Source organism: Pelosinus sp. IPA-1 (genome assembly GCF_030269905.1).
Classification (GTDB): domain Bacteria; phylum Bacillota; class Negativicutes; order DSM-13327; family DSM-13327; genus Pelosinus.
Window position 1 is genome coordinate 277,151 of sequence record NZ_BSVC01000006.1, and the last position, 12,892, is coordinate 290,042.

The following is a 12,892-nucleotide window of genomic DNA, read 5'->3' on the forward strand; positions in this document are numbered from 1 at the left end:
GGGAGAATGAAAATGAAGCAAACATTAGATGCTAGAGGAAAAGCTTGTCCAATACCTGTTGTAGAAACTAAGAAAGTATTGGCAACCCTTCATGAGGGGGATACTGTAGAGGTAGCTGTAGATAATTTTATTGCTGTACAGAATTTGAGCAAAATGGCTGCACAGAAACATTTTGAAGTATCTTCAGAAAAAATTGATGAGAATCACTACCTTGTGACTTTAACAGTGACTGGAACTTCTAATAATGAAAAAGTAGAAAAAACTGTTTGTATTCCAGATAGCAGAATGGATAAAACTGTTGTAGTATTTTCTTCAGATAAAATGGGCGAAGGCGATGAAAAATTAGGCCGCACACTCATGAAGGGCTTCATTTATGCTTTGACCGAACAGGATCAGCTGCCTGAAACAATTCTGCTATATAATAATGGAGCAAAGCTATCTGTAGAGGGAGCAGATTCTCTAGTTGATTTGAAACTTTTAGAATCGCAAGGCGTGGAGATTTTAACTTGTGGAACTTGCCTAAATCATTATGGTTTGAGTGAAAAATTAGGGGTAGGCTCCGTCACAAATATGTATGTTATAGTGGAAAAGCAAATGCAGGCTACAAAGATTGTAAAGCCATGAGAAAAAATAATGACACTGTTTAATGAGAGGATCAAATTATGATTTATTTAGATCATGCAGCAACTTCTTTTCATAAGCCGCCAGAAGTAGCCGAAGCTGTTTATCGTGCTTTGCAGGGCACTGGAAACAGTGGGCGTGGAGCACATGGTGCAGCCCTAGATGCCAGTCGTCTGGTATATAAAACCAGAGAAACGATATCACACCTATTTCATGTGGGAGATCCATCACGGGTGGTGTTCACATCAAATGCTACAGAAAGTTTGAATATTGCCATTCAAGGTCTTCTTAAGCCTGGGGACCATTGCATCACCACATCTCTTGAACACAATAGTGTCTTGCGCCCTCTTTATCTTATGGAGAAGCGTGGTGTTAACCTGACAGTGGTCCCTGCAGATAAAAAAGGGTGTATTCCTATAGAAAGCATAGAGGCTGCAGTTCGTGCAGAAACGAAGGCCGTGGTATTAACTCATGCTTCAAACGTGACAGGGAATGTTTTAGATATTGAAAGGGCAGGTAAGGTATGTAAACAACATGGTCTTTTATTGATCTTAGATGCTTCCCAGACGGCCGGTTTACTCCCTATCGACATGGAAAAGGTCGGGATATCAGCACTTTGCTGCTCTGGACATAAAAGTCTTCTTGGGCCACAGGGGATCGGTATGCTTTGTCTAGCTAATGGAGTTCAGCCAGATCCCTTTAAGGTCGGAGGAACAGGAGTGGACAGTTTTTCCCATGTTATGCCCAAGTTTTTGCCTGCAGCACTTGAGGCTGGCACATTGAATACTCATGGTCTAGTTGGCCTTTTGGCAGCTTGCGATTACTTGAATAGGTATGATCAGTTAAGAATTTTTAAGGAAGCAACTGATCTTGCAAATCGGTTTGCAGATGGGGTCAAAGATTTGCCTGGAGTAACTCTATATGGTGATTTTAATGCAGCAGTCAGGACTCCTGTTGTTGCACTTAACCTAAGAGATATTGATTCAGGAGAAATAGCCGATGAACTTTTTGAACGTTTCGGTATTGCAACTCGGGCTGGAGCCCACTGTGCCCCAGGAGTCCACAGGGTCTTTGGAACCGTGGAGCAGGGTATGGTGCGTTTTAGTTTTTCACATTTTAATACTAATAACGAGGTGGACGAGGCTATACGCGCTATGCGGCTACTGGAGGAAGAAAGCTCATGAGACCAAAAGAATTGCAATGTGTAGTAACCTTTAAAACGACCACAGAAGCTATGGCTTTTGAGGAAGCTGCCAAAGAGAAAGGTTTTAGCGGTCGCATAATTCCTTTACCAAGAGCTATTGCAGCTGGATGTGGTCTGGCGTGGAGAGAAGATCCAAAGTGCAGAGATTCACTTGAAAAGCTTCTTAGTGAACATTATCTCGGATATGATAGAATTTATGAGTTAGTTATTTAAGTAGGTTGAAAGTCGCCATAAGGGTGGTAAAAATTACGATAGCTGCTCTAAAAAGAACAGCCATTTTAAAAAGGTTGATTTGGATATATATGAAGTTATCTCCAATTGGCAGTTTGCTCTACAGCAAGGCCAGATCTAAAATAATTTCAATAAATAAGGCATTGTATTTCCTTTCTTATGTGGAGTTACTTTATTATATAAATTATCCTTGAGCCTTTGGGCTCTTTTTCTTTTACTCCACCGAGGGACATTTTTTATCAAAGCAACATATTATGTAATAAAGATAATAAGGAGGGTTGATAAAAAAATGAGTGCTGATTCTGACCGGGATTGCTGTCATCTTCAAAAAAAGTGTTTAAAGTGTTGTCGTAGGTGCCCAAAATGTCATTTCGAATGTGATATAGAATGTCGTGAATGTCCTGTATGCCATCACTGCTTTGATAATTGTTGCGAGTGCTGTAAGTGTGGCTGTAAACATGATCACTGCTGGTAGGTTTATGGGCGTCCTTCGGGGCGCTTCTTCTATACAAAAAAAAACCACGCCAGGCGAAGCGTGGTTGCAAGAAATTGGAAATTGGTGGTTTAATTTAAAAATTAGCAACTAGAGAAAGAGTCTTCACCGCAACAGCAAAATAACAAGATGATGATGATAATTATGATAATACAGCTGGAACCGCCAAATCCATTGCGACCGCCGCTTCCAAAACCGAATCCCATAAGTATTCCTCCTTTTTATCTACTCACTGCATTATATGATAGCTAACTGCAGGAGGTGAATACAATGTAGACAGTGATATTAATTTAATATAATTATTTTAAGCACCATCGGATAACACAGACCGATTAAAAATAACTCAAAAAGAAGATGTCATAAAAACACAGCAAAAAGCGGGCGTTTCATACGCCAGCTATGGAAGTTAGTTGGTTTTGCATGAAACTCGTCATTGCGATTATGCCATACAAAGAGGTCAGAGGAAGGGGGTTGTTGACGGCCCTCAGAACAGTCCATTGACTCATATAACCTTGTTGCTTGCCTTCCTACTGAAGTAGATATATATGCCTATTGTAGTGCTACCCGATAAATGAATTTGGTAATTAGGGATTTTTTAATCGTGTTAAAAGTCTATTAGACTTACTTTGGTTAGTGTCGCCCGATTTCGTGTTCCCGGACTGTTAAGCATATGCCATGCAGTATACTGTTCGGCAAACGGATCGCGAGCGGACATGCCGTCAACTGGAATAATAACATTGTAGCCTCGGAAACTAGCACTAGTGGCTGTATGAAGAACTGCGCCGTTAGCGGCATAGCCAGTAATAATAACAGTTTTAACACCATTCTCTTGTAATATCTTATTTAAGTTGGTCTTGTAAAACTTATCAACGTTTGACCTCACAATAGGATCATCTGGTGTAGGGGCTATTTGCCTTATAATATCCGCGGGGTATCCTGTATGGGTTAGGCTATAGACAACCAGCATGCCTTCCCTGCGGACTATTGTCAATAGATCATTAATCTTAGAGATGGAGGCTAGACAACGGGGATTATTGCATATAGAGGTCTCCATATCCAAAATTAGTAGGGCACTAGTTTTCGGGGTAATCACAACTGGTTTCAGCTCAGGTGGAGGGGGAGTAGGAATGGTTTCCCATTCATCAATGATTGTTTGGTCCTCTACTCCCGCCTGGTTGTCCGATTGAAACCAGTAGTCACTATAATTATGACTATCGTATTCACACCATTCATCACATTTAGGACAATAATATCTCATATTAATCCTCCTAAGACACTCCGATACTTTACTATATATTATGCATCAGAACTGAAAAAGACAGCACCAGTCATGATGCTGCTTCCAAATTGCTATTAGGTAATTTAATGGTAATGAAAAAATAACAGATCATTATTTATGTAAAAGAAATTAGCATCTGTTTCATTGCATGTTCAATGTGCTAAATAAAACGTTACCGCCGACAGAATTTACTTCTTAGTAAATGTAATAATATGGTATAATAAATATACAGGTTGTTGGGGGACGGTTAGCCACACCCTTTTGAAAGGGGGTGGTATGATGACAATATTTGAGGCGATGTATCTTATGATAGCATTTGCAACACTTATTGTTTTAATCATAAAAAAGAAATAACCGCCCCTCTCTAAAGTTCGCGGTTATTTCACATACCCAAGGACTGGGCTAACCGTTTCCGGTTAGGCAACTTGTAGGGGCTGGCGTGTATCGAGCACGTCAGTCCTTTTATTATAGTATACTCATTTGGAAAAAAATATGCAACCAATAGGCAAAAATAATGGGTAGAGAAAATCATTTTTATGGTTCATGTACTTGCAATTATACCCAGAAGTACTATAATTAGTAATAGGTGGAAATTAAAAAAGTCGCCGTGTCCTGAGAGTGGTGGAACACTCCCAGGCACGAGCAGGTGTACTCGGCACCTACACGTAACAGCTAGCTGTCTACGACGACAATTTATTATACCGTGATCTTTCCTTGAAAACAAGGGAAGGTACGTTCGGAATAGTAAATTTGTGGGTCTTAGCAGAGGCTTAGCGTCTGCATGCAATCAAGACGAAGCAAAGCGCATGTGTAGGTTGAATAACCTCGCATGCGCTCTTTTAATTTCCCCTGAAACAAACTGTATGCTGGTTTCTTCTATCCTGATTTTCGGATAGAAGAAACCTCCTACAGGATGAAGATGGGGGGATATAAATTGGTATCAGTACAAGGTAAAAGAATAGGTAAACGTACCGCACCGGTGTGTGGCGGGGACTACTCCTCGCCACCATGGATGGGCGACATCTCCATTTACGAGGGACAAGATTCGGTTTGTGGAAAAATGAGGATACTGTAGATGTATAGAACCTACAGAACAACGAAAGACACAATTATGGGGGCGGAAACAGAGAACACTGATATTTCACTTAAATTGATTACAGATTTAGATGAGAAAGAATATGTGATGGTCAAGAGGCAAAAGGAAGTTGCTATATATAGTCTTTTGCTGGTTGGCAACGTCACTGAAATAGTTCACGGCGTTTCATTCAAAGAGTATAGAGACATTACCTATGCAAGACTAGATAAGGAATTATTAGAGCAAGGAATCAAACCCAAGAAAAGGCTATAATTCCTATCGGAAGTCTTTTCCGCAAAAAAGGCCCAACTAGCTTACTGCTAGTTGGGCCTTAAAATATGGCTCGCAGTGGTTTTTTATTTTACTCCCAATTAAAATTATTTTAATGGTAACACTATTATTAGGAGGCGATATAGCAATGCTTTGGATTTTAGTAGTCGGAATTATATTGGGCGGCTTAGCTGGCATGATTTCACGCAGTGATAGTTTAGGTGGTATATGGGGAGACTTAGGGATGGCAGTTATAGGTTCTTTTATTGGCGGATTTTTATTTAATATTACGGATGTCTTTGTATATGGCACAATAGAATCGATACTTTCAAGTATTATAGGAGCGATTATATTTCTATGGGCCATACGTATGTTTCGTGAATCAGAGCCGCCGGTACATAAGAAAGAATGAAGTTTACATGTAGCCACCTTGCTCTTAATTAGCTATTTGTCGTTTCACAAGTATTTTTGATTTATTCTCTATAGGGTTAAGAAAAGTAAAATAGTAGAAGAAAGCACTTCTGGAATTGTTCCTGAAGTGCTTTCTTCCTGAATGAGCCCTGATTCCTTTGAGGGAATTATGGTTCTAGTAACATATTGGCTAATAGGTTTTGTTTAGAAAACATGTAAAGGTTCTAGAAATTTACATAAAATCATAAATAGTTGAACTGAACTTTTCACTCACCATTTTGATAAAAAGTTGCGCGGCTTTAGAAACGTAGGCATTTTTTTGGACTGCCACACACATTGTCCAGTAAGGTGAATATTTTTCATCGATGTAGTAGTAGTCAGGATGATAGTCACCAGGAAATATCTTTAAATATTGAAGAGGGACGAAGGCTACGCCAATGCCCTCGCAAGCTAGCCGTCTTGCGGTCTCGTAGCTTTTAGTGGTTAATGAAATTGTTGGATTGATATTGGCTTTTTGTAAAATCAAATCAGAAAGCTGCCTGATCTTTTGTTCTTTGTGTAACATGACAAATGGTTCATTGGCAAACAAAGGGAGGTCTATTTTCGGATACTCTAATTCTTTAACATTGACAGCGTGTTGACGCAAAGGGTGATCTTTTTTTGTTGCCAGAAGAAGTGGGTCTTTAGATAGAGGATAAATATTTATATTTTGACTATTAGATTGCTCGCAAATCGGTAAGGTATGCATGATAGCAAAGTCAATCTCTCCCGAGGATAATGCCTTGTCTAATTCTGTAGAATTTCTTTCAACAAGAAATACTTCTATATTGGAACATTGTTGCTTAAATGCAGGCAAAATAACCGGCAATATATGTGTAGCAAGATAAACGGTAATACCGACTGTAATTCTGCCCTTTTTCAAATTATTTATATCGCTGACCTCGATTTCAAAATCACTATAGATCTTCATGATATCAGTAGCAATTTGATAATATCTTTCTCCCGCAAAGGTCAGAAGTAGACCGGTGTTTGTACGCTTAAACAACTTGGTGCCGAGGTTGGTTTCAATCTTTTGGATACAATGGCTGAGAGAAGGCTGGCTCAAAAATAGCTTTTTGGCTGCTTTGGAAATACTTTGTTCGTCTGCAATTGTTTTCACATATAATAATTCACGCTCTGTCATAGTAGCTCATCTACCTCTTCTATTTTATTTAGAGAAATACTTTTATTTTCACAATTTCCAGGACTACAGCTCTCTATTTACCGCTATTGGCAGCTAGCTTGTTAGCAAATCTATCGATATAGAAAAAAACTATATGAGATATAAAATAATAAGTATTTGATTATACCCAGTCCTCATTATATAATTTGAAATATAAAAAAACAAGAATTTTCACAATACATATATTATTGAAGAATTTTGTTCATGGCCATGTTCTCAGGCGTAAGAATGCCATTGACGAATATGATGCAACATTACAAGCTTGCATAAGTTTGTAAAAATTTTTTATTACAACTTGGTATACCGTATACCATTAATAGTGATTGTAAAAGTAATATAAAAAACAATTAATGAAAGAAGGGTGATTTGTATGGTTGAACTATTAAATAAAGGTGTTTATCTTTTGCAGGGACAGGTAATTTTAGAAGATGCTGATACGCTAAGACCACAAGAGGTTAATAATCGCTTGGCTTATGAGGGACTTGAGCTGCTAGCAGAATCCAGTATTAGTCGTGAACAAGCTCGTGCTGGCACAATGGCCCATCAAATTCTTAGCGCTCATAATACGATCGCTGATAAACAGAATTTGAGAATAAAGTTTGATGCCTTGGCCTCCCATGATATTACCTATGTTGGTATTATCCAGACAGCTTCTGCTAGTGGTATGAAGGAGTTTCCAGTGCCCTACGTTTTGACAAATTGTCATAACAGTCTATGTGCTGTTGGTGGAACAATCAATGAAGATGACCATGTTTTTGGTTTATCTGCGGCTCGGAAGTATGGGGGGATTTTTGTTCCCGCACATCAAGCGGTTATTCATCAATACATGAGAGAAATGATGGCCGGCTGCGGTAAAATGATCCTCGGTTCTGATAGTCATACTCGCTATGGTGCATTGGGAACGATGGCAATTGGTGAAGGCGGCGGGGAACTTGCCAAGCAACTGGTAAAACGTACTTATGATATTGCTTATCCTGATGTGGTTGCGGTATATCTTGAAGGTTCTCCAGTGCCAGGTGTCGGACCTCAGGATATTGCCCTTGCTATCATTAAGGCCGTCTTTAAAAACGGCTTTGTTAAAAATAAGGTCATGGAGTTTGTAGGGCCTGGCATTAGCAATCTTACGGTAGATTACCGTAATGGAATTGATGTTATGACTACTGAAACTACTTGTTTAACTTCAATCTGGAGCACAGATGAAAAGGTAAAAGAATATTTTGAGGTTCATGCTCGTCCTGAAGCGTATAGCAAATTAGACCCTAAATCAGTGGCTTACTATGACGGTTTAATAAAAGTAGATCTAGGCCGCATTCAGCCGATGATTGCGCTACCTTTCCATCCTAGCAATGCATGGACTATTGCTGAGTTCAATCAAAATTCACTTGCTATTTTAAAGCAGGTGGAAGAAGAAGGTCGCAAGCTAATTAATAATCCCAACATTAAATTCCAATTAACAGATAAGTTAGTAAACGGTCGATTGAAAGTAGATCAAGCTGTTGTGGCTGGTTGTGCTGGTGGAACTTATGAAAACATTGTGGCTGTAGCCCAAATCCTTGGAGAAAAATCCCTTGGAGATTTCCCTTTAAGTGTTTATCCATCTAGCCAACCAGTGTTTTTGGAGCTCATGAGTAATCGTTCTATTGAAAAGTTAACAATAGCAGGTGCTAGCATCCGATCTGCTTTCTGTGGACCTTGTTTTGGTGCTGGTGATGTTCCGTCTAATAATGCCCTTAGCATTCGTCACACCACGCGTAATTTCATAAATCGTGAAGGCTCTAAACCAGATAATGGTCAGTTGTCTTCTGTAGCATTGATGGATGCTCGTTCCATTGCGGCTACTGCCTTGAATGATGGTATATTAACGGCAGCCACTGATGTTGCAACGTTGCTGTCACCGACACCAGCATATAAATTCAACCAAGAAATATACAAAAACCGAGTATATCAAGGATTTGGTACTCCATGTTCTGAAGAGGATTTAGTGTTTGGACCTGGTATTATTCCATGGCCTAAAATGCGTCCACTGACAGAAAACTTGTTACTTAAAGTAGCTACAGTCATTCATGATCCAGTTACTACGACTGATGAACTCATACCTTCTGGTGAAACTTCATCCTACCGATCTAATCCGATGAGACTTGCTGAGTTTGCCTTGTCTCGTAAAGATCCAGCTTATGTGGGCAGGGCTAAGGCAATTCAGGCAGTTGAGTTACAACGCCAGAAGTTGCTAGCTGCGGGTAAAGTTCTAGAGGGAATGGATGAACTATTCTTTCCTATTTTAGAAAATGGGCATATGACCCCAGAAGAGGTACAAGAGTTAATCAGTAAAACTGGACTAGGAAGTCTTGTCTTTGCAATCAAGCCTGGTGATGGTTCGGCCCGTGAACAGGCTGCTTCCTGTCAAAAGGTTCTGGGTGGAGATGCTAATATTGCAATCGAGTATGCTACAAAAAGATATCGTAGTAATTTGATCAATTGGGGAGTGGTACCTTTCACAATTGATGAAGCTGATAAATTTAAATTCACTGTGGAGGATTTACTATACATTCCCAAGATTCGTCAGGCAATAAAGAATGGTGACGAAAGAGTGAAAGCTTACATTATTAATGTTAGTGGCAAAGTTGCCGTTGAGTTGAAACTTGAAAATCTTTCGAAAGATGATAGAGATATTATTTTGGCTGGATGTTTAATTAATTATTATGCCAAATAAAAGATGATTGGTGGTAGAGGATGGCTAGCCATCCTCAGCCATGTCTTTTAACGGTAAGACTGTTAAATTTTTTTTGAATTTATTGTTTGGAATATTTAGAACAATCGAGTTGCAACTCATTGAGGAGGGAAGCTTGAGAATAACATATTAGGGTGCTTGTAATGAAACATAAAATATTGGAGGTTGAATATGTTAATTATACTGAGTATTATTGTTGTTTTTATTACAGTGTATTGCTTAGTTAAGCAGTATGAGACACGTCTGGTTCTATTCTGCTCAGGTGTTATACTCGCCCTTATGGGTGGTGACGTTATGGGCCCATTTAAAGCTTTTTCCCACGCCATGCTAGAAAGCAAATTATTTGAAGCTATTATATCAGTTATGGGTTTTGCTTTTGTTATGAAATTAACCGAGTGTGATAAACATCTTATTAATTTATTGATTAAGCCTTTAAAAAAAGCTGGACCACTATTGATTCCAGCAACTACGTTAGTGACCCTATTTATTAATACGTCAATTACGAGTTCTGCAGGTTGTTCAGCCGCTGTGGGCGGAATATTGATTCCTCTATTGTTGGCTGCAGGCATTCATCCAGCCATTGCTGCCGCGTCTATATATGCGGGAACATATGGGGCCATATTTAACCCAGGTTATGCACAGGTCGCGATTATTGTTGATGTGGCAAAATCTACGCCAGTAGCTGTTGTCGCCAACCATTTTCCAGCACTACTTACTGCTGGAGTGATTGGTGCTTTTAGTTTGCTTGTAGTCGCCTACCTACGAAAAGAGAATAAAGGTTACGAACTGCCTGTAGAAAAAATGGTAGAAGATACGACAGGCACTTTTAAAGTTAGTCTAGTGCGCGCTTTTATTCCCCTTCTTCCTATCCTCCTGCTAGTGTTGGGAAGCATGAATGTGATTCCAGCTTTGAAGCAATTGCAAATTTCTCACGCTATGATTATAGGTGTATTTTGCGCTTTCATTGTGACAAGGGTCAGCCCTCAGAAAATTTCTAAAGAATTTTGGAAAGGTGTAGGGGATTCTTTTGGCCATGTATTTGGGATCATTATTTGTGCCTTGGTTTTCGTGGGGGGCTTGAGCTCAGTTGGTCTGATTCAGGCGTTAATTAGTCTCATGATTTCTAATCCTTCTATTGCTAAAATAAGCTCAGCAGTCGGTCCATTTCTATTAGGAGTCATGAGTGGTTCTGGTGATGCGGCAGCAGTTGCATTTAATAAGGCGGTCACTCCTGAGGCTGTTAAGTTTGGTTTAACGTCTATGGACATGGGAAGTATGGCTGCAATTGGTGGTGCCCTTGGACGAACCATGTCACCAGTTGCTGGTGGCTTGATTATTTGTGCAACCTTGGCTGGTGTTTCACCTATGGAAGTTGCTAAACGCAATGCTCCTGGTATGATCCTAGCTTGTATCGCTACCCTAATCTTGTTGTTATACCGGTAGAGATAGGCAACATACGTTATGAGATGAAAATGAAAAGAACAATTAAGCAAAAAATAAACCACGCTTTGGTGAAGCGTGGCTGGCAAGAAGTCGGAGTTTAGCGAATGTTAAATTAACAACAAGAGGATGAGTCCTCATCAAAATAGAATAATAATAAGAGGATAATAACCCAGCCGAAACTACCGAAAAATCTATTGCGGGGGAAACAACCAAAGCTCATATGTATGCCTCCTTTATAATTACTAATACAATGTATGATAGTTAAATGCAGGAGGCGAGTAATTAGTCGATGATAATCAATTAATATAGTTATTTAAGTAGCCACCGGTTGAAACATAGACCGGTGGCTGTTGCTATTTAAATAAGAGAGATGATTATACAATAAAGAGCTACTGACATATAGCCAATAGCCCACATCACTTTCATTAACCTAGCGGATACCTAAAAAAATGATTTCTTATTAACCAGTGGATAATATCATTAGTATGTGGCGTAGTTATGGTAAAAACCGACTTCTACATTGTCTAGGCTGGCGAGGGCTTCATCGGTTAGGACAGCAGTTGAGAAATACAGGGTAAGTAGATAGGAGGTAAGGGCCTTGTTGTCAATTCCCATCGTACGCAACGACAGACTCGGCAGTATTTCATCAGGGATTCCTAATTGGTGCAGTCCGACGACCCCTTGTTCTTGCTCGCCCAGGCGCATTAAAAGTATGCTGGTTGTTCCTACATAGCACCCGCTTTTTGCTTTGCCATTTACCATTAGCTTATTGCAGGGCACGATAGGTACACCACGCCAAGTCATGAAAGGAGAACCATGGAGCGTTACGGTAGCAGGCGGGACGCCACGTTTCGTACATTCACGCCCGAAGGCAGCAATGGCTTTTGGATGAGCTAGAAACAGGGCGGGCTTTTTCCAAACTCTTGAGAGCAATTCATCCATATCATCAGGAGTAGGAGGACCATAGCGGGGCTGTAGGCGCATAGATGGTGCTACCGAATGAAGCAGACCGAAGTCTTTATTATTGATAAGTTCCCATTCTTGTTGCTCTTTCATGGCTTCCACGGTCAGCCGTACTTGCTCTTTTAACTGATCAATGGGATCGTTGTAAAGATCGGTAACACGGGTATGTATTTTTAAAACTGTTTGTATGATGCTAAGGGGATATTCTCTGGGTTCTTCGATATAATCGACGAAGGTTTCTGGTAGTATACATTCACCTTTGTGCCCAGCCTGGATACTAATCTTGTGTTCGCCATGTTCGTTGACTTTGGAGTTCCATTCAGCTTTAAGCTGTGCATTATCTTCCAGTCGTTTGCTAAGTTCTGGTTTTTGACGAACAAGGGCTTCGAATTCGGCTTGTTCCAGTGTCAGAACAGAACAGTTGGATAAGGCTGTGATGGTTGCGGTACAGGGCTTGGTATCCAACAAAGCAAATTCACCAAAGAAATCGCCAGTAGATAAGATGGCTAGCTGTAACTTTTGTCCACGGTCTCCTACTGTAGTTGCTTCGACAGTTCCATTGGCAATAATAAAGAGTTTAGTACTTGCTGTCCCTTCATGAATGATTTCTTGATGCCGCTCATATTGTTCTAGAATAAATTTATTTGCCAGTTGGTCCATTTCCTCATTTGAAATGTTAGAAAGTAAGGGTATTTTTCGCAGCTGATCAGCTGCTACACTGAATTGATCAGTATTTTTCGTAACATGAACTTTGCCTTCTTCTTTAAACAAAACTTTTATTCGATTGGCTCGGTAGGTTCCGGAATTAACTTGAACCCAAGGCAGGAATTGAAGAATCCATCGTGGGGTAATTTCCTCCATCATAGGAAGTGATTTCGTAGTGGTAGCCAAATTTCTGGCCACTTGGGTACTTAGGCTTTCCTGATAATTCATTAAATCGCTACTCATTTAT

The 12,892-nt window shown here is 39.9% G+C and carries 12 protein-coding genes; 8 read left to right on the plus strand and 4 right to left on the minus strand.

The genetic code is table 11. The features are described from left to right. Positions 1 to 12 precede the first annotated feature (12 nt). The 3 genes from yedF to QSJ81_RS16390 are packed head-to-tail and all read left to right on the plus strand — an operon-like array spanning position 13 to position 2,038. Positions 13 to 624, plus strand: a complete 612-nt coding sequence (gene yedF, locus QSJ81_RS16380; RefSeq protein WP_285718429.1) for a sulfurtransferase-like selenium metabolism protein YedF — start codon at positions 13 to 15, stop codon at positions 622 to 624. A 38-nt stretch (positions 625 to 662) separates the two neighbouring features. Further along, on the plus strand, positions 663 to 1,805 hold the full coding sequence (locus QSJ81_RS16385) for an aminotransferase class V-fold PLP-dependent enzyme (RefSeq protein ID WP_285718430.1): 1,143 nt from the start codon (positions 663 to 665) through the stop codon (positions 1,803 to 1,805). After that, a complete protein-coding gene (locus tag QSJ81_RS16390; protein WP_285718431.1) occupies positions 1,802 to 2,038 on the plus strand; it encodes a putative Se/S carrier protein in 237 nt (78 codons plus the stop codon). Before QSJ81_RS16385 ends, QSJ81_RS16390 begins: the two co-directional genes overlap by 4 nt. A 594-nt stretch (positions 2,039 to 2,632) precedes the next feature. Here the strand turns inward: QSJ81_RS16390 and QSJ81_RS16395 are convergent. Together QSJ81_RS16395 and QSJ81_RS16400 are read right to left on the minus strand one after the other, a co-directional pair. Then, complete coding sequence (locus tag QSJ81_RS16395; protein WP_285718432.1) at positions 2,633 to 2,755, minus strand: hypothetical protein; 123 nt, start codon at positions 2,753 to 2,755, stop codon at positions 2,633 to 2,635. Positions 2,756 to 3,153: 398 nt separating this feature from the next. Continuing rightward, positions 3,154 to 3,807, minus strand: a complete 654-nt coding sequence (locus QSJ81_RS16400) for a cysteine hydrolase family protein (RefSeq protein WP_285718433.1) — start codon at positions 3,805 to 3,807, stop codon at positions 3,154 to 3,156. 300 nt (positions 3,808 to 4,107) lie between these two features. Here QSJ81_RS16400 and QSJ81_RS16405 point away from each other — a divergent pair, with 300 nt between their 5' ends. The 3 genes from QSJ81_RS16405 (at position 4,108) to QSJ81_RS16415 (ending at position 5,585) form a co-directional block, all read left to right on the plus strand. Beyond that, entirely contained in the window at positions 4,108 to 4,182 is a 75-nt protein-coding gene (locus QSJ81_RS16405; protein WP_256380546.1) for a putative holin-like toxin, read from the plus strand. Between the two features lie 721 nt (positions 4,183 to 4,903). Then, positions 4,904 to 5,176, plus strand: a complete 273-nt coding sequence (locus QSJ81_RS16410) for a hypothetical protein (protein ID WP_285718434.1) — start codon at positions 4,904 to 4,906, stop codon at positions 5,174 to 5,176. Positions 5,177 to 5,321: 145 nt separating this feature from the next. Beyond that, positions 5,322 to 5,585, plus strand: coding sequence for a GlsB/YeaQ/YmgE family stress response membrane protein (locus QSJ81_RS16415; RefSeq protein WP_285718435.1), 264 nt, complete (start codon positions 5,322 to 5,324; stop codon positions 5,583 to 5,585). A gap of 231 nt (positions 5,586 to 5,816) precedes the next feature. Here QSJ81_RS16415 and QSJ81_RS16420 read toward each other — a convergent pair whose 3' ends face one another. Next, positions 5,817 to 6,767, minus strand: a complete 951-nt coding sequence (locus QSJ81_RS16420) for a LysR family transcriptional regulator (RefSeq protein WP_285718436.1) — start codon at positions 6,765 to 6,767, stop codon at positions 5,817 to 5,819. Positions 6,768 to 7,176: 409 nt separating this feature from the next. Here QSJ81_RS16420 and QSJ81_RS16425 point away from each other — a divergent pair, with 409 nt between their 5' ends. Together QSJ81_RS16425 and dcuC are read left to right on the plus strand one after the other, a co-directional pair. Further along, entirely contained in the window at positions 7,177 to 9,516 is a 2,340-nt protein-coding gene (locus QSJ81_RS16425; protein ID WP_285718437.1) for a hydratase, read from the plus strand. Positions 9,517 to 9,705: 189 nt separating this feature from the next. Next, a complete protein-coding gene (gene dcuC, locus QSJ81_RS16430; protein ID WP_285718438.1) occupies positions 9,706 to 10,977 on the plus strand; it encodes a C4-dicarboxylate transporter DcuC in 1,272 nt (423 codons plus the stop codon). A 480-nt stretch (positions 10,978 to 11,457) separates the two neighbouring features. Here the strand turns inward: dcuC and QSJ81_RS16435 are convergent, their stop codons facing one another. Beyond that, positions 11,458 to 12,888: a family 2B encapsulin nanocompartment shell protein gene (locus tag QSJ81_RS16435; protein ID WP_285718439.1), complete on the minus strand. Its 1,431-nt coding sequence runs from the start codon at positions 12,886 to 12,888 to the stop codon at positions 11,458 to 11,460. Positions 12,889 to 12,892 lie beyond the last annotated feature (4 nt).